The sequence below is a fragment of the Streptomyces sp. NPDC005648 genome (genome assembly GCF_040605395.1).
Classification (GTDB): domain Bacteria; phylum Actinomycetota; class Actinomycetes; order Streptomycetales; family Streptomycetaceae; genus Streptomyces.
On record NZ_JBEXCS010000003.1, the window covers coordinates 62,709 to 78,905 of the forward strand.

Here is a 16,197-nt window from a genome sequence, read left to right on the forward strand (position 1 = left end):
AGAACATGCTGAGAGAGGTCACCGCGACCCGCTATGTCGAGCCGCTGCGCTCCGGCGGCTCCGTGCCCGGTGTCGTCGAGGCCGACGACCTGGGTACCTACGTCGTGAAGTTCACGGCCTCCGCGCAGGGCCACAAGGCGCTGGTCGCCGAGGTGATCGTCGGCGAGCTGGCGCGGGCGCTGGGCCTGCGCTTCCCCGAGCTGGTGCTGGTCCACTTCGACCCCGCGATCGCCGCCGGCGAGCCCCACCAGGAGGTCCGCGACCTGCACAGCGCGAGCCAGGGCCGCAACCTCGGCATGGACTATCTGCCGGGGGCGAGGGACTTCACCCCGGAGGTCGCGAAGACCTTCCGGGTGGATCCGGCCGAGGCGGGCCGGATCGTCTGGCTGGACGCGCTCACGGTCAACGTCGACCGCACGGTGCACAGCTCCAACCTGATGGTCTGGCCGACGCTCGGCGTCGCACCCCCGCGCCTGTGGCTGATCGACCACGGCGCGGCCCTCGTCTTCCACCACCGCTGGGACACCACCGACCCCGCGAAGCGCTACGACTTCCGCCACCACGCCCTCGGCCACTACGCGCCCGACGTACGGGCCGCCGACGCCGAACTCGCGCCCAGGGTGACGCGGGAGCTGCTGCGGGAGATCGTCGCCGAGGTACCGGACGCCTGGCTGACGGACTTCGGTTCGCCCGCCGAGATGCGCGAGGCGTATGTCGGCTACCTCCACGCGCGCGTGCGGGCCTCCGCCGACTGGCTCCCCACCGACTTCCCCACCCGGGAGGAACTCGCCGCCGAGGAGGCCCTGCGGGCGGCCAGGACACAGCAGGCGCGGCCGCGATGGCTCAAGCGGGTCCCCGACCTGCACGGCGAACCGGCCGCGGAACACGATTGGTCGGTGCACCTCGGATGAGTCCCGTCGTACAGATCGAGTACTGCACCCAGTGCCGCTGGCTGCCCCGCGCGGCCTGGCTGGCGCAGGAGCTGCTCACCACCTTCGAGGCGGAGCTGGGCGAGCTGTCGCTCAAGCCCGGCACGGGCGGGGTGTTCGTGGTGCGGGTCGACGACGAGGTCGTCTGGGACCGCCGGGAGCAGGGCTTTCCCGAGCCGACGGCCGTGAAGCAGGCCGTACGCGACCGAGTGGCCCCGGGGAAGTCCCTGGGCCACTCGGACAAGTGACGGCTCGTCAGTTCTTCTTCGGTGCTCAGCCGCGCAGCTGCTCGTACGCCGGCAGGGTCAGGAAGTCCGCGTAGTCGGCGTCCAGGGAGACCTGGAGGAGCAGGTCGTGGGCCTGCTGCCAGTGGCCGGCCGCGAAGGCCTCCTCGCCGATCTCCTGGCGGATGTTCGAGAGTTCCTCGGCGGCGACCTTGCGGGCCAGTTCCGGGGTGGCGAGTTCGCCGTTCTCGAACTTCACTCCCGCGTTGATCCACTGCCAGATCTGCGAGCGGGAGATCTCCGCGGTCGCCGCGTCCTCCATGAGGTTGAAGATGGCGACCGCGCCGAGCCCGCGCAGCCAGGCCTCGATGTAACGGATGCCGACCTGGACGGCGTTGACCAGTCCGTTGTACGTCGGCCTGGCGTCGAGGGAGTCGACGGCGATCAGGTCGGCGGCCTCGACGTGGACGTCCTCGCGCAGCCGGTCCTTCTGGTTCGGCCTGTCGCCGAGGACCTTGTCGAAGGACTCCATGGCGATCGGGACCAGGTCGGGGTGCGCGACCCAGGAGCCGTCGAAGCCGTCGGCGGCCTCGCGGTCCTTGTCGGCGCGGACCTTCTCGAAGGCCACCTTGTTGACCTCGGCGTCCCGGCGGGACGGGATGAACGCCGCCATGCCGCCGATCGCGTGCGCGCCGCGCTTGTGGCAGGTACGGACGAGGAGTTCGGTGTACGCGCGCATGAACGGGGCCGTCATCGTGACCAGGTTGCGGTCCGGGAGGACGAACTTGGCGCCCCCGTCACGGAAGTTCTTGACGATGGAGAAGAGGTAGTCCCAGCGGCCCGCGTTCAACCCCGAGGCGTGGTCGCGCAGTTCGTAGAGGATCTCCTCCATCTCGTACGCCGCCGTGATCGTCTCGATGAGGACGGTGGCGCGGATGGTGCCCTGCGGGATGCCGACGTAGTCCTGCGCGAAGACGAACACGTCGTTCCACAGCCGGGCTTCGAGGTGCGACTCGGTCTTCGGGAGGTAGAAGTAGGGGCCCTTGCCGAGGTCGAGCAGGCGCTGCGCGTTGTGGAAGAAGTAGAGGCCGAAGTCGACGAAGGCGCCAGGCACGGCGTTGCCGTCGGCGTCGACGAGGTGGCGCTCGGCGAGGTGCCAGCCGCGCGGGCGCATGACGACCGTGGCGAGCTCCTCGTCCGGGCGCAGGGCGTACGACTTGCCGGACCTCTCGTCGGTGAAGTCGATGCGACGGGTGTAGGCGTCGGCCAGGTTGACCTGACCGAGGACCACGTTCTCCCAGGTGGGCGCGGAGGCGTCCTCGAAGTCCGCGAGCCAGATCCTGGCGCCGGAGTTGAGGGCGTTGACGGTCATCTTGCGGTCGGTGGGGCCGGTGATCTCCACCCGGCGGTCGTTCAGGGCCGCGGGGGAGGGGGCCACCTTCCAGGAGTCGTCCGCGCGGATCGCGGCCGTCTCGGGGAGGAAGTCGAGGGTGGAGGTGCGGGCGATCTCGGCGCGGCGCTCGGCGCGGCGGGCGAGGAGTTCGTCACGGCGCGGTGTGAACCGCCGGTGCAGCTCGGCCACGAAGGCGAGCGCCGCCCCGGTGAGGACCTCCTCCTGCCGCGGCAGGGGCTCGGCGTCGACGATGGCCAGCGGGGACGGCGCTGGTGCGGACATGAGCGGTCACTTCCTTCAGCGGTGGCACCGGGTGCCAGTGGAACGAGGTACGGCGAGCGGCACCCTCACAACGACAGGGTGCTTCTGAACAGTGGATACTAGTTTCCTCATTGTGGAAGTTCAATGGTTTGTTGATATCGAGATTCTCCGGGTCGAGGGAGGGTGGCGCTCGGTGCCACCGCGCTCACTCCAGGTTCACTCAAGGTGGCCCAGATCGGCCGCCGTGTCGATGTCGTACGGCTCGGCCACGTCCCCGCACTCCACGAGCGTGACCGACGGCTCGTGCGCCCTCAGATAGGCGCGGGCCCCGCGGTCCCCGGTGGCGCTCTCGGCGATGCCCGCCCAGTGCGCGGCGCCGAGGAGGACGGGATGCCCGCGGACGCCGTCGTAGGCGGCGCAGACGAGGGACGCGTCCCCCTCGTACGCCCGCACCACCCGCCGCACCGCCGCCGCGCCGATCCCCGGCTGGTCGACGAGCGAGACGAGCGCCGCCCCGGCCCCCGTCCCGGCGAGCGAGTCCAGTCCGGCCCGCAGTGAACTCCCCATGCCCTCCTCCCACCCCGGGTTGTCGACGACCACGCACCCCTCCAGCTCCGCCTCGTCCCGTACGGCGCCGGCCCGCGCCCCCAGGACCACATGGACGCGGGTGCAGCCCGCCGCGCGCAGTACCCCGACCGCGTGTTCGACGAGTGGTCGTCCACGATGCCGGAGCAGTGCCTTGGGCCGCCCGCCGAGCCGTCGGCCGCCGCCCGCGGCGAGTACGAGCCCGGCCACCTGCCGTTCGTTGTCCGTCATGGGTCCTGCATACCTGACGTCGAGGCGGGTGCCCGGTTTCCAGGGGCTGAATTTCGGTCCGCACGGTGGCGCACCCGGCCTCGGGTGGCGTTTACTGACCCGCGTCCCCCGGCGCCCGACCAACGCCACGGGGGCCCGGGGCGGGATCACCACATGACGGCGCACAGAGACGTGCGCGGGGGAGAGCTGTGTTGCGGAGCTTGGGGCAGAGGCCAGTGACCGGCAGCGACGAGGACCCGAGAGTGGCGGAACTGCGGACGGCCGTGTCCCGGCTGCGCCGTGAACTCGCCGCGCATCCGGCCGAGTTCCCCGACCGCGCCATCGCCGAGGACGAACTCGCCGCACTCGCCGCGATGACGCTCTACGGCGCCCCCGAGATCCCCCGGCTGCGGCGGTCGCTGCTGCTGATCGCGGGAGCCATCGGGTCGGTGAGCGCGCTGTCGCGGGGGCTGACGGACGTACGGAACGCCGTGGAACTGTTCGGGGAGCCGCGCCGCTAGGCCCCTAGATCCCCTGGAGGGGAAAGGAGCCCCGGTAGCCCGCTTCGGGTCCGCGGTGCTCGAACTGCTCGCACAGCCAGGTCTCCTGGACGAACTCGGTGAGCTCGTCCCAGATCGCGAAGACGCCGTGCGGTCCGTGCTTGCCGTGCACCTGACGGTAGCGGTCCCTGACGTCACGGAAGCAGGCCAGGCCGCCCATCAGCGGGGCGCCCGCCGGGTGGTAGTCGGACCAGGCGCAGGCGACGCAGGCGCGGATGCGGGATCCCGCCGGCAGCCGGCGCCCGATGTCGCTCAGCGCGTTCTCGAAGTCCGAGTGATGGTCCGCGCCGCGGTACTCGTCGTCGCCGAGGCGCAGGGTGACGGTGAGCGTCTCGGCGTCCAGACCCCGTGGCGGCCGCGGGTCGCCGAGCCGCAGGACACAGTGCAGCGCCCCGGTCCGCACGCCGCCGTCCTGCTCGACGGGCAGCGGCACCGTCCACTCCAGCACACAGGAACACAGCCCCCCGTGATGGAAGCTGAAGGCGGTCTCGGGCGGCTCCCCGTCCAGGGCGCCCAGATCGTCCATGTCGGAGCCCTCGAAGCGCACGCCCCTGATCGTCGTACGGATCATGCCCCGGCCGTCCGACTCGAAGACGACGTCCTGCGCGCCGTGCCGGTCGGTGTACCGGCCCGGCCAGCGCCGCACCGCCGTCACGCCGGGGTCTGGGTGGCCAGCGCCTCCGACAGCTCCCGCGCCACCTGCTGCAGCACCGGCACGATCCGGTCCGTCGCCGTCTCGGTGACCCGCCCCGCCGGACCGGAGATCGAGATCGCCGCAGCGGTGGGGGAGCCCGGGACGGAGACCGCGAGACAGCGGACGCCCATCTCCTGCTCGTTGTCGTCCACGGCGTACCCGGCGCGGCGCACGTCCGCCAGAGCGGCCAGGAACCCCTCCGCCGTGGTGATCGTCTTCTCCGTCGCGGCCGGCATGCCCGTGCGGGACAGCAGCGCCCGCACCTCGTCGTCCGGGACGTCCGCCAGCAGCGCCTTGCCCACACCCGTGGAGTGCGGCAGGACCCGTCGGCCGACCTCGGTGAACATCCGCATCGAGTGCTTGGACGGCACCTGGGCGACGTACACGATCTCGTCGCCGTCGAGCAGTGCCATGTTGGCGGTCTCGCCGGTCTCCTCGACCAGACGGGCCAGATGGGGGCGCGCCCAGGTCCCGAGCAGCCGGGACGCCGACTCGCCGAGGCGGATCAGCCGCGGGCCGAGCGCGTACCGCCGATTCGGCTGCTGACGGACGTAACCGCAGGCCACGAGCGTGCGCATCAGGCGGTGAATGGTCGGCAGCGGCAGTCCGCTGCTCGCGGAGAGCTCACTCAGACCGACCTCGCCGCCCGCGTCGGCCATCCGCTCCAGCAGATCGAAGGCGCGCTCGAGGGACTGGACCCCGCCACTGGTGGACTTGGCGGAGTCGGTGGTGCTGGCGCTGGACGTCGGCACGGCGCGTTCCTTTCGGGGCTGGCAGGAAGGGCAGAAGCCTACCCGGCAGTCGGTTGACTGCCCGCTGGCGCGTAGCTACGTTCTGCTTGCTGGAAGTCTAATTCCGCCTTGTGGAAACGTCCAGAGTGGAGGTGTCGGGGGCACCCTGGACAAGTGTGCCCTTGACGGCGCGAGAGCGGGAGTGAAGACTCCTTCAACAGAAAGTTGAATTCCGTTACGCGGAAGTTAAGGGCGTTTCCCCGGCGTAACGGAGGCGGCAGAGAGGGGTTCGGGTGTCCGACGGAGAACTGGTGCTGCGCTCGACGCGCGTCATCACACCCGAGGGGACGCGCGCCGCCTCGGTCGCGGTCGCCGACGGGAGGATCACGGCCGTACTGCCCTACGACGCTCCCGTCCCGGAGGGGGCCCGCATCGAGGACGTGGGCGACCATGTCGTGCTGCCCGGCCTGGTCGACACCCATGTGCACGTCAACGATCCCGGCCGCACCGAGTGGGAGGGCTTCTGGACCGCCACGCGCGCGGCGGCGGCCGGCGGCATCACCACCCTCGTCGACATGCCCCTGAACTCCCTTCCCCCGACCACGACGGTCGACCACCTCCGTGTCAAGCGGGACGTCGCCGCCGACAAGGCGCACATCGACGTCGGCTTCTGGGGCGGCGCCCTGCCCGGCAACGTCAAGGACCTGCGGCCGCTGCACGAGGCCGGTGTCTTCGGCTTCAAGGCGTTCCTGTCCCCGTCCGGGGTCGACGAGTTCCCGCACCTCGACCAGGACGGACTGGCCCGGTCCCTGGCCGAGATCGCCTCCTTCGGCGGGCTGCTGATCGTGCACGCCGAGGACCCGCACCACCTGGACGCGGCCCCGCAGCAGGGCGGCCCCAGGTACGCCGACTTCCTCGCCTCCCGCCCGCGCGACGCCGAGGACACCGCGATCGCCCAGTTGATCGCCCAGGCGAAACGCCTCGACGCGCGCGTGCACGTGCTGCACCTGTCGTCGTCCGACGCGCTGCCGCTGATCGCCGAGGCCAAGGCGGAGGGCGTCCGCATCACCGTCGAGACCTGCCCGCACTACCTCACCCTCACCGCCGAGGAAGTCCCCGACGGCGCGAGCGAGTTCAAGTGCTGCCCGCCGATCCGCGAGTCGGCCAACCAGGACCTGCTGTGGCGGGCGCTGGCCGACGGCACCATCGACTGCGTGGTCACCGACCACTCGCCGTCCACGGCCGACCTCAAGACCGACGACTTCGCGACCGCCTGGGGCGGGATCTCGGGCCTGCAGCTGAGCCTCGCCGCCGTCTGGACGGAGGCCCGCAGGCGCGGCCACGGTCTGGAGGACGTGGTGCGCTGGATGTCCGCCCGGACGGCGCGGCTCGTGGGCCTGGACAGCAAGGGCGCCATCGAGGCCGGCCGCGACGCCGACTTCGCGGTCCTCGCCCCCGACGAGACGTTCACCGTGGACCCGGCCGCCCTCCAGCACCGCAACCGCGTCACGGCCTACGCCGGCAGGACCCTGTACGGCGTGGTGAAGTCGACCTGGCTGCGCGGCCGACGCATCGTGGCGGACGGCGAGTTCACCGAGCCGAGGGGGCGCCTGCTCACCCGCGACCACTGATCCCGTTCCACCGCACCCGCAGCGGCCGACTCCCGAAAGGCATCCATCCCGTGACGGCGATTCCCAGTTTCACCGGCGACGCGAACCCGTACGGAGGCGGCGACCCGTACGCCGACTACCGCACCGCCGACTTCCCCTTCACCCAGTACGCCAACCTCGCCGACCGGCGGCTCGGCGCCGGTGTCATCGCCGCCAACGACGAGTTCTTCGCCCAGCGGGAGAACCTGCTGGTGCCCGGGCGGGCCGAGTTCGACCCCGAGCACTTCGGGCACAAGGGCAAGATCATGGACGGCTGGGAGACCCGGCGCCGGCGCGGCGCGAGCGCCGAACACCCGTGGCCGACGGCGGACGACCACGACTGGGCGCTGGTGCGCCTCGGCGCCCCCGGCGTGATCCGGGGGATCGTGGTCGACACGGCCCACTTCCGGGGCAACTACCCGCAGGCCGTGTCGGTGGAGGGCACCTCCGTGGACGGCTCGCCCTCCCCCGGGGAACTCCTCGGCGACGAGGTGAAGTGGACCACCCTCGTCCCGCGCACCCCGGTCGGCGGCCACGCGGCGAATGGTTTCTCCATCTCCGTGGAGCAGCGCTTCACGCATCTGCGGGTCAACCAGCACCCCGACGGCGGCATCGCGCGCCTGCGGGTGTACGGCGAGGTGGTCCCCGACCCGGGGTGGCTCCAGACCCTCGGCACCTTCGACGTGGTCGCCCTGGAGAACGGCGGCCGGGCCGAGGACGCCTCCAACCTCTTCTACTCCCCGGCGTCCAACACCATCCAGCCGGGCCGCTCCCGCAAGATGGACGACGGCTGGGAGACGCGCCGCCGCCGCGACCGGGGCAACGACTGGATCCGCTACCGGCTGGCGGCCCAGGCGCAGATCCGCGCGGTCGAGATCGACACGGCCTACCTCAAGGGCAACAGCGCGGGCTGGGCCTCGGTGTCCGTCAGGGACGGCGAGAGCGGTGAGTGGACCGAGATCGTCCCGCGCACCCGCCTCCAGCCCGACACCAACCACCGCTTCGTCCTGCCGGCCCCGGCGACCGGCACCCACGCGCGCGTGGACATCTACCCCGACGGCGGGATCTCCCGCCTGCGCCTGTTCGGCTCCCTGACCCCGCAGGGCGCGGCGGGGCTGGCGGCACGGCACCAGGAACTCGGCGGCTGAACCCGGGGCGCACCGGTGGGCCGGAACCGGTGCGCGTCCGCCCGGAACTCTTTCGTCCGTCTCCGGCGTTGGCTCCGTGTGACCCTTCAGCAAGAGATCGTCGGCAACGCCATGCAGATGGCGGTCGTCAACCTGCGCCCCGGCCAGACCGTGTACTGCGAGGCCGGGAAGTTCCTGTTCAAGACGGTGAACGTGACCATGGAGACCCGCCTCTCCGGCCCGTCCGGCAACGGCGGGGGCCAGCAGCAGGGCGGCGGCGGTGGCATGGGCGGCATGCTGCGCCAGGCCATGGGCACCGCCATGCAGGTCGGCCAGCGCATGCTCGCGGGTGAGTCGCTGGCCTTCCAGTACTTCACCTCCCAGGGCGGCGAGGGCACCGTCGGCTTCGCCGGCGTGCTCCCCGGCGAGATGCGCGCCCTGGAGCTCGACGGCACCCGCGCGTGGTTCGCCGAGAAGGACGCCTTCGTGGCCGCCGAATCCACTGTCGACTTCGGTATCGCCTTCCAGGGCGGCCGCACCGGCATGAGCGGCGGCGAGGGCTTCGTCCTGGAGAAGTTCACCGGGCACGGCACGGTGATCATCGCGGGCGCCGGCAACTTCATCGACCTCAACCCGGCCGACTTCGGCGGCCGTATCGAGGTCGACACGGGCTGCGTGGTCGCCTTCGAGGAGGGCATCCAGTACGGCGTCCAGCGCATCGGCGGCCTGAACCGCCAGGGCATGATGAACGCCGTCTTCGGCGGCGAGGGCCTCTCCCTGGCCACCCTGGAGGGCAACGGGCGGGTGATCCTGCAGTCCCTCACCATCGAGAGCCTCGCCAACGCCCTCAAGAAGGCGCAGGGCGGCGACAAGCAGGGCCCGACCGGCGGCCTCTTCTCGACGCACGCCGGCTGAGGTGCCCCGCGGACGACCGATGAGTTGCGGGTGCCGGCGGGGTCTGAGGTGATGACCACAGACCCCGCACCAGGAAGCAGGCACCTGCCATGGGCAAGCTCGTCTCCACGATCTTCGTCACGCTCGACGGCGTCTATCAGGCACCCGGCGGTCCCCAGGAGGACACCCGCGGTGGCTTCGAGCACGGCGGCTGGAGCTTCGTCTACGGCGACGACGACTTCGGCCGGTTCATCACCGAGGTCTTCGAACGCCCCGCCGCGTTCCTCCTCGGCCGCCGTACGTACGACATCTTCTCCTCCTACTGGCCCAGGGTGACCGACCCCGACAATCTGGTCGCCGCCCAGCTCAACGCCCTGCCGAAGTTCGTCGCCTCGGCGACCCTGACCGACCCCGGGTGGGCGCACACCAGCGTGCTCGGCGGCGACCTCGCCAAGGAGGTCACCGCCCTCAAGGAACGCACGGACGGCGAGCTCCAGGTGCACGGCAGCGGCGCCCTCGTCCGGTCCCTGCTCGCGCTCGACCTCGTGGACACACTCCACCTGGCGACGTTCCCGGTGGTGCTCGGCTCCGGTTTCCGCCTCCTGACGGAGGGCGCGCGGCCGACGAAGTTCCGGCACACGGGCGGCCGCGTCACCTCGGCCGGCGTCTCCATCCAGACGTACGACCTGGCCGGACGCCCGGACTACGGCGAGTACACCCTCCCCGAGAACGCCTGACGGGACTGTAGGGCCCTTCTGGCGGAGATCCACCAAAAGGGCCCTGGCCGCGGTGGGGCGCGTCAGTGCCGGGTCAGCGGCGGGTGCCGCAGCCCGGGCAGAACGCCGCGCCGTCCGGCAGCGCGGCGGAGCAGGAGGCGCACTGGGCGGACTGGGCCAGATGATGGCCGCAGCCGGAGCAGTAGGCGGCCCCATGGGTCTCGGTCCGGCACCGGGGGCAGACCAACTGCCGGGGCGTGCTGGGGTCGTAGGCCTGCCCGGCCTGCTGCCCGGCGGCGTACGCCCGCTGGGAGGCCATGTCGTTGAGGCCGCGCTGCTGGGCCGCCATGGCCTCGGCCGCGGTGTCCGGGGCGCAGTGCAGACACAGTCCCTGCGCGGCGTTCCAGCAGCGGCCGCAGACGTAGTCGGTGCAGCGCGCGCAGCGGTTGAAATGCCCCTGCGCGTTGTTGATCGCCCGCTGGAAGGCATGGTCGCGGGCCTGACCCCAGCCGGCCCCCGCGAGTCCGTCGGCCGCGGACGAGACGCCCCTGCCCGCACTGCCGAGCAGGCTCCACGCCATGTCGACGCCCTTGCCGAGCCAGGTCGCGGCCCGCTCACCCGCGTACGGCTCGAACGGCGAGCGCCAGGTGTCGTAGCAGCGAGAACAGGAGAACTCGAACTGGAAACCGGCACCGGTGCCGTTGCGCTCGCACAGGTCCCGGTAGTTGTTGCTGAAGTAGAGCTCGCTGCTCATGTCTTACCCCCACAGTTCAGGCCGTCGGCAACCCCTGCCCTACGACGCCGGCAGCAGAGTACTGGTTCTCGCCAACGGTCCGGCAGTTGGCCGGGATCAGCCCACCGGCCCGTCCGCGGGGGGCGACCGGTTCAGCGCGGCGGGGCGGTCGATCCGCGGACGACCAGCCGTGGCGCGACGACCCGCTCCCCGGCAGGGGGCTCCCCGCCGTCCTCCAGGCGCGCGATCGCACGGCCGACGGCGAGCCGGGCGAGTGTGGGGATGTCCTGGCCCACGGTCGTGAGGTCGATGTGGGCGAGACCGGCCAGACGGCTGTTGTCGAAGCCGACGAGGGAGATGTCCCCGGGCACCGCGACGCGGTCACGGAGGAAGACGTCGAGGACGCCCGTCGCACAGCGGTCGTTGAAGGCCAGTACGGCGGTGGGGCGCGGACGGGAGGCCGTGATGGCCCGCGCCGCCGTGGCGCCCTCCGCCTCGGTGAGACCGCCGGGGCGGATGTCGACGTGCTCGCTGAGACCGTGGCGCTTCATGGCGGCGCGGTAGCCGCGGCGCCGGTCGGCCGCGCCCGGCGCCCGGCCGCCGTCGATGTGGACGATGGCGCGATGCCCCAGTGCGACGAGATGGTCGACCGCCTGCCGGGCACCCTCGTCGTCGGCGGTCCGTACGACCTCCACGCCGGGGACGGCCGGCCGCAGCCGACGCGCCACGGAGACGACCGGCAGTTGCGCGGCGAGCTCGGCGAGCCGGGCGGTGGCCGCCTGCGGGCCGAGCAGGATCAGGGCCTCGCAGCGGTCGGCGAGCAGCGCCTCCACGGCCCGCCGCTCATCGCGCGAGGCGGTCACCGCGCTCACGGCGATCTGGTAGCCGGCCGGTTCGGCGACCGCGTAGACACTCTCCAACAGGTCCGCGTGGAAAGGCTGTTGGAGGCCGAACTGCACCCCGAGCAGATGCGAGCGGTGGCTGCGCAGCAGCCGCGCCCTGGCATCCGGTCGGTAACCGATTTCCCGTGCCGCTTCCATGACGCGCTCGCGGGTCGCCGCGCCGGCGCCCTTCGCGCCGCGCATCACGATGGAGACCAGCGCCGTGGACACGCCCGCCCGTCGCGCCACGTCGGCGAGTGTCGGCCGTCTGCCCTCGGGGACCGCCGCCCGGGTCTTCGGCACCTGGTCCTCCCCGGTCGGCCTCGTCCTCTTCCAACTCTTCCAGGGAGCCGATTGTAGATCGATCCGGCTTCGCCACGGGGGCGCCGGGGCCGGGCCCGCGGCATGCGCACCCGGTGCGCCGACGATGCCTTTTCCGCCGCCTCTGTACCCCGGTCAGACGGTGAACGCTTCCCGGAAACGGTTCAGCGCGGCCTCACTGTCGTCCGCAGCCCACGCCTCCATGGCGACGGTGCCCTCGTAACCGATGTCCACCAGAGTGCGGGCGATCGCCGGGTAGTTGATCTCGCCGGTGCCGGGTTCGCGGCGGCCGGGCACGTCCGCCACCTGGATCTCCCCGATGAGCCCCGCGCCATGGGCCTCGCGGATCAGCTCGATCAGGTTTCCCTCGCCGATCTGCGCGTGGTACAGGTCCAGGTTCATACGCAGCCCGGGCCGGTCCACGGCGGCCACGAGCGCGAGCGTGTCGGCGGCCCTGGCGAACGGTACGCCCGGGTGGTCGACGGCGGTGTTGAGGTTCTCCAGCGTGAAGGTGACGCCCGCGCTCTCGCCGAGCTCGGCGATCCGCGCGAGGGTGCGCCGCGCGGCCATCCACATCGCACCGCTCGGCTCCGCGGACACCGGCACCACGGGCAGGCCCCGGCCGTCGAGACCGGTCCCGTGGAGGTTCAGCCGGCCGCAGCCCAGATGCTCGGCCGCACCGAGGGACTCCTCGGCGGTGCGCAGCAGCTCGGCCGCCCCCTCCTCGTCGGTGAGCCGCCCGTTCACATAACCCGTCATGGAGACGATCTCGGCGGGCGTACGGGCGAGGGCGTCGAGATCGTGCTTGGTCCAGTCCCAGATCTCCACCTGGAAGCCGGCCTCGTGCAGACGCGTGGCCCGCTCCTCGATCGGCCGGTCGAGAAACACCATCTCCGCGCAGACCGCCAGCGTGTACATCTCGGCACCCCAACTCTCCGGAGATCCGGGAATCCGCGGAGACCCGGTGACTAGAACGTTCTACTTCCGCCGAGCAGTACGCCAGTCTCCGTGGGTCTCTGTCAAGCGTCCGGCACCGGTGGGGACTGGAACGTTCCAGCGGAAGGTGCGCCGAACATGCCTCGCCCCGCGGCCGGGGGTGCTGTGGGGGGCCGCGGGGCGAGGCGTGGGTTCAGGCTGTCGGGCCGACGGGTCTCAGCAGTCGAAGTCGATCAGATCGAACGTGGTGTAGTGGTCGGAGGTGTAGTAGTCCTCCTGGATCTCCTCACCCGTGATGACATCGGGTCGGAACTGCTCGATCGTCTTGAGTTCCGCCCGGATCGCTTCTCGCAGGTACTCCGGCTGGTTCAGGCCGCGATAGCCCAGTGCCTCGCTGACCGGCGCCACCCTCGCCCTGAACGACCTGCACGGCGCCAACTCCTACGCATACGGCGGTGACGCCCCGTTGACCGGCACCGACCCCAGCGGCCACTGCCTTGAGGACCTGTGCATCGGCGAGGGCATCGCACTCTACGAAGGAGCCGAGCTGCTCGGCGAGGGCATCGAGGAGGGCTACGAGGCGTACGAGAGCTGGGAGGCGAGCGAGGCCGCGGACGAGGCCGCCGAGGCGTCCGAGAGCGACTACTCCTACGAGGACGACGAAGAGGACATCGCCAACGCCAAGCGCGAGGAGGCCCGTTACGAGGAGGAGCGCTACGAGGACGAGGAAGAGGGCGGTTCGCGGTCCTCGCGCGGCGGCCGGTCCACGTACCGCTCGTCGTACCGCTCCTCGTACCGGTACTCCTACCGTGGCCCCACCGCCGCGGAACGTGCCGCCGAGGCCGCCCGCGCGGCCCGCATCGCCGCCGCCCGCCGGGCCGCGATCCGCGCGGCGATCCGCGCCCACGCGGTGAAACTGACCCACTCGATCGGCACGGCGACACTGAGCGTGACGCACAGTACGCAGCTGAGGCACACCGACCCGGTGACCAAGCTCAAGATCACGCTCTCGCTGGCGGCGGTCAGGATGGGGGCGACGGACAACTTCTACTTCTCCGGTGGGACCTCGGACGAGGAGTCGGAGGGGTGCGGAGGCGCCGGCTGGGTGAAGTACGGAGAGCGGGACAAGGCCAACGGCAACCGGGCCACGGGCGTCGACGCCTGTCTGACAGACGGCAGCATGGACGGTGGCACCCCCTCCAACGCCAGGGGCGTCCCGGGCTACAAGTGGGCCCAGTCCTATGCGACGGAACTCGGCGTCTCCGATGCCAAGTACTCCGTGAACGCGTGCCACCTCTTGGGCGACCAGCTCGGTGGCGAGGGGGTCCTGGCCAACGAGGCGACCTGCGGCCGGTCCACGAACTCCGCCCGCCAGGATCCGACGGACCCCGGTCGACCCGGCAACATGCGGGAATTCGAGGACGACACGAAGGCGGAAGTTCTGTCAGGGGCAGACGTCCACTACCACGTGGAACCCATGTACTCGGGCAACCGCACCGTGCCCTACGCCTTCGTGATGGTGGCGGCGAGCACCACCGGCGACCTCCGCACCGATGTGGTCCCCAACGTGATCTATAGTCCGAACCGGCACGCCTGGGTGAACATCGGCCTCACGTCCTGTTCCACCTGCACCCGTTCCGTGCCGGCACCCGGAGTCCGGTGATGGCGCCGGGAAGTGAGCCGCGAGGAGGACCGGAACCTGGACGTACGGCTTCAGGATCCGGTGGCGATGGGGCCGGAACAGGAGGATTCTCGTGCATCCCATGGTGAGCCGTCTGACCCGGTTGCTCCCGCCGCCCCGTAACGGAGTGGAACCACAGCCCTGGGAGGAGTTCCGCGCGGCATACGGCACGGCGATGCCGCTCGACTTCCAGGACTTCGTCGACACCTACGGTTACGGTTCGCTGGACGACGTCCTCAGCGTCTTCCCGCCGGGAAAACGGGGCCAGGAGATCCCCGATCCCGCCATGGGGGCGTTGCCGTCCGTGGCCGAGAGCGAGTTCAGGACCTTCCACGGGCCGGTGCGGTTTCCGCCATGGCCCGCACCGGGGGCACTTCTCGCCTGGGGCACCACTCCGGTCGGCTACGACCTCTTCTGGCGCCGGCTGGGCAGCGACCCCGACCGCTGGCCCGTGGTGGTCGTCGGCCATCGTGCCGGTACCGCACTCGAACTTCCCTGCACCATGGTGGAGTTCGTCATCCGCATGCTCGGTGACCCCATCGACCGTCCGGCCGACATCACCGGGATCCCCGGGCACCCGCACTCGCGGTACCTGAACGCCCGGGACGAGGCCGCGCTGGACGACGCGGGGGAGGACCCCTGGGAGTATCTCGACGACTTCTGGGACGCACGGGAGGACGTGCGGGCGTCCAGCACGTCCGTCACCTGGGTGGAGGGGCCGGGACGGCATCGCGCCGACAACCCTCCCGTTCCCCGGCTCACCGTCCAGGGATTCGGGCCGGACGGTGATGAACTGCGCGTGTCGGCGACCCTGGACCTGGACCCGGACCTGGCGCTGGGCGCCCCGGCCACCGGCACCGTGCGGATTGGCGGACCCAAGGGTGACGTGCTGCGGCTGACCGGCGTACCGGTCGCCGTGTCGGGCGGTGCCGGCGACCGCTTCGCGCTGGACGTCCGGCTGCCCGCGACGGTGAACGACACGGGTATGACGTGGCACGAGCTCGTGGATGCCATGACCCACGAGCCCGAATGGCGGTTGTCGGTCTCGGTGGCGGATCCGGCCATCGGCGCGGTACGCGCCCGGCACGGCATCGTCACCGGGGCGGGCATGCAGGAGAGCGAGGTGAACCGGGCATGGGGCGAATGGCCCTGAGCCGGAGCCGTAGACGTGCCGTTCTGGCCGTCGCCGCAGTGGCGACAGCCGGATCGGCGCTCGCCGCGTGGCCGCTGCTGGCGGGAAGCGGCGCCGAGCCGTCCGCCCCGGTCCCCGTCTCCCACATCGACACCGCCACCCGGGCGTGTCTGCTCACCTCGACGGACACGGACACGGCGGGCACCTGGGCGGCGATGCTGCAACTGGCGGGCACGAACACCGAGCACCTGATCGTCCAGCGCTACCGCATCCCCACCGGGGTGCGGCCCGCTGCCTACGTCAACTCCGTTGTCGGACTGGGGTGTTCCACGGTCGTCACCACGGGCCACGCGGCCCGCCAGGCGGTCGCCTCCCGCCTTGCCGAACAGCCCCTGCCGCACGTCCGCTTCGTGCTGGTCGGCGACCGCCCGCTGCGCGGTACGACACACCTGAGCCCGGACGCAGTCAGCGCCCGGACCCTGTCCAAGTGGGTGACCGGGTGACACCCGGCCTCGCCGCGACCGCGAACCCCGACGCGGC

The 16,197-nt window shown here is 71.5% G+C and carries 18 protein-coding genes; 10 read left to right on the plus strand and 8 right to left on the minus strand.

What is annotated here, in order from left to right; translation table 11 throughout:
* Window positions 1–5 precede the first annotated feature (5 nt).
* Together ABZT17_RS02610 and ABZT17_RS02615 are read left to right on the plus strand one after the other, a co-directional pair.
* Entirely contained in the window at window positions 6–911 is a 906-nt protein-coding gene (locus ABZT17_RS02610; protein ID WP_356342757.1) for a HipA family kinase, read from the plus strand.
* Entirely contained in the window at window positions 908–1,177 is a 270-nt protein-coding gene (locus tag ABZT17_RS02615) for a SelT/SelW/SelH family protein (RefSeq protein ID WP_356342759.1), read from the plus strand. The genes ABZT17_RS02610 and ABZT17_RS02615 overlap by 4 nt, the downstream gene beginning before the upstream one ends.
* A 25-nt stretch (window positions 1,178–1,202) precedes the next feature.
* Here ABZT17_RS02615 and aceB read toward each other — a convergent pair whose 3' ends face one another.
* Together aceB and ABZT17_RS02625 are read right to left on the minus strand one after the other, a co-directional pair.
* Entirely contained in the window at window positions 1,203–2,828 is a 1,626-nt protein-coding gene (gene aceB, locus ABZT17_RS02620; protein ID WP_356342762.1) for a malate synthase A, read from the minus strand.
* A 195-nt stretch (window positions 2,829–3,023) separates the two neighbouring features.
* Window positions 3,024–3,623, minus strand: coding sequence for a nucleotidyltransferase family protein (locus ABZT17_RS02625; protein ID WP_356342764.1), 600 nt, complete (start codon window positions 3,621–3,623; stop codon window positions 3,024–3,026).
* A gap of 215 nt (window positions 3,624–3,838) precedes the next feature.
* On the opposite strand from ABZT17_RS02625, the gene ABZT17_RS02630 reads away from it, so the two are divergent.
* A complete protein-coding gene (locus ABZT17_RS02630) occupies window positions 3,839–4,123 on the plus strand; it encodes a DUF5955 family protein (RefSeq protein ID WP_356342766.1) in 285 nt (94 codons plus the stop codon).
* A gap of 4 nt (window positions 4,124–4,127) precedes the next feature.
* On the opposite strand, the gene ABZT17_RS02635 is transcribed toward ABZT17_RS02630, so the two are convergent.
* A complete protein-coding gene (locus ABZT17_RS02635) occupies window positions 4,128–4,817 on the minus strand; it encodes a DUF6304 family protein (protein WP_356342769.1) in 690 nt (229 codons plus the stop codon).
* Window positions 4,814–5,608: an IclR family transcriptional regulator gene (locus ABZT17_RS02640; RefSeq protein WP_356342771.1), complete on the minus strand. Its 795-nt coding sequence runs from the start codon at window positions 5,606–5,608 to the stop codon at window positions 4,814–4,816. The genes ABZT17_RS02635 and ABZT17_RS02640 overlap by 4 nt, the downstream gene beginning before the upstream one ends.
* A gap of 272 nt (window positions 5,609–5,880) precedes the next feature.
* Here ABZT17_RS02640 and allB point away from each other — a divergent pair, with 272 nt between their 5' ends.
* From allB to ABZT17_RS02660, 4 genes are all read left to right on the plus strand, one after another.
* Window positions 5,881–7,218 (plus strand): allantoinase AllB, encoded by a 1,338-nt coding sequence (gene allB, locus ABZT17_RS02645; RefSeq protein WP_356342773.1) that lies wholly within the window; start codon window positions 5,881–5,883, stop codon window positions 7,216–7,218.
* Between the two features lie 50 nt (window positions 7,219–7,268).
* Window positions 7,269–8,384, plus strand: a complete 1,116-nt coding sequence (gene alc, locus ABZT17_RS02650; RefSeq protein WP_356342776.1) for an allantoicase — start codon at window positions 7,269–7,271, stop codon at window positions 8,382–8,384.
* Between the two features lie 78 nt (window positions 8,385–8,462).
* A complete protein-coding gene (locus tag ABZT17_RS02655; protein ID WP_356342778.1) occupies window positions 8,463–9,278 on the plus strand; it encodes an AIM24 family protein in 816 nt (271 codons plus the stop codon).
* Between the two features lie 89 nt (window positions 9,279–9,367).
* Entirely contained in the window at window positions 9,368–9,994 is a 627-nt protein-coding gene (locus ABZT17_RS02660; RefSeq protein ID WP_356342780.1) for a dihydrofolate reductase family protein, read from the plus strand.
* Window positions 9,995–10,067: 73 nt separating this feature from the next.
* On the opposite strand, the gene ABZT17_RS02665 is transcribed toward ABZT17_RS02660, so the two are convergent.
* From ABZT17_RS02665 to ABZT17_RS02680, 4 genes are all read right to left on the minus strand, one after another.
* Entirely contained in the window at window positions 10,068–10,727 is a 660-nt protein-coding gene (locus tag ABZT17_RS02665; RefSeq protein WP_356342782.1) for a zinc ribbon domain-containing protein, read from the minus strand.
* Between the two features lie 131 nt (window positions 10,728–10,858).
* Complete coding sequence (locus ABZT17_RS02670; RefSeq protein ID WP_356342784.1) at window positions 10,859–11,890, minus strand: LacI family DNA-binding transcriptional regulator; 1,032 nt, start codon at window positions 11,888–11,890, stop codon at window positions 10,859–10,861.
* A gap of 153 nt (window positions 11,891–12,043) precedes the next feature.
* Window positions 12,044–12,826 (minus strand): TIM barrel protein, encoded by a 783-nt coding sequence (locus ABZT17_RS02675; RefSeq protein WP_356342787.1) that lies wholly within the window; start codon window positions 12,824–12,826, stop codon window positions 12,044–12,046.
* A 234-nt stretch (window positions 12,827–13,060) separates the two neighbouring features.
* A complete protein-coding gene (locus ABZT17_RS02680; RefSeq protein WP_356342789.1) occupies window positions 13,061–13,252 on the minus strand; it encodes a hypothetical protein in 192 nt (63 codons plus the stop codon).
* Window positions 13,253–13,310: 58 nt separating this feature from the next.
* Between ABZT17_RS02680 and ABZT17_RS02685 the strand changes: the two genes are divergently transcribed.
* From ABZT17_RS02685 to ABZT17_RS02695, 3 genes are all read left to right on the plus strand, one after another.
* On the plus strand, window positions 13,311–14,507 hold the full coding sequence (locus tag ABZT17_RS02685; protein ID WP_356342791.1) for a DNA/RNA non-specific endonuclease: 1,197 nt from the start codon (window positions 13,311–13,313) through the stop codon (window positions 14,505–14,507).
* Between the two features lie 100 nt (window positions 14,508–14,607).
* Complete coding sequence (locus ABZT17_RS02690) at window positions 14,608–15,678, plus strand: hypothetical protein (protein ID WP_356342793.1); 1,071 nt, start codon at window positions 14,608–14,610, stop codon at window positions 15,676–15,678.
* Between the two features lie 38 nt (window positions 15,679–15,716).
* Window positions 15,717–16,160, plus strand: coding sequence for a hypothetical protein (locus ABZT17_RS02695; RefSeq protein ID WP_356342796.1), 444 nt, complete (start codon window positions 15,717–15,719; stop codon window positions 16,158–16,160).
* Window positions 16,161–16,197 lie beyond the last annotated feature (37 nt).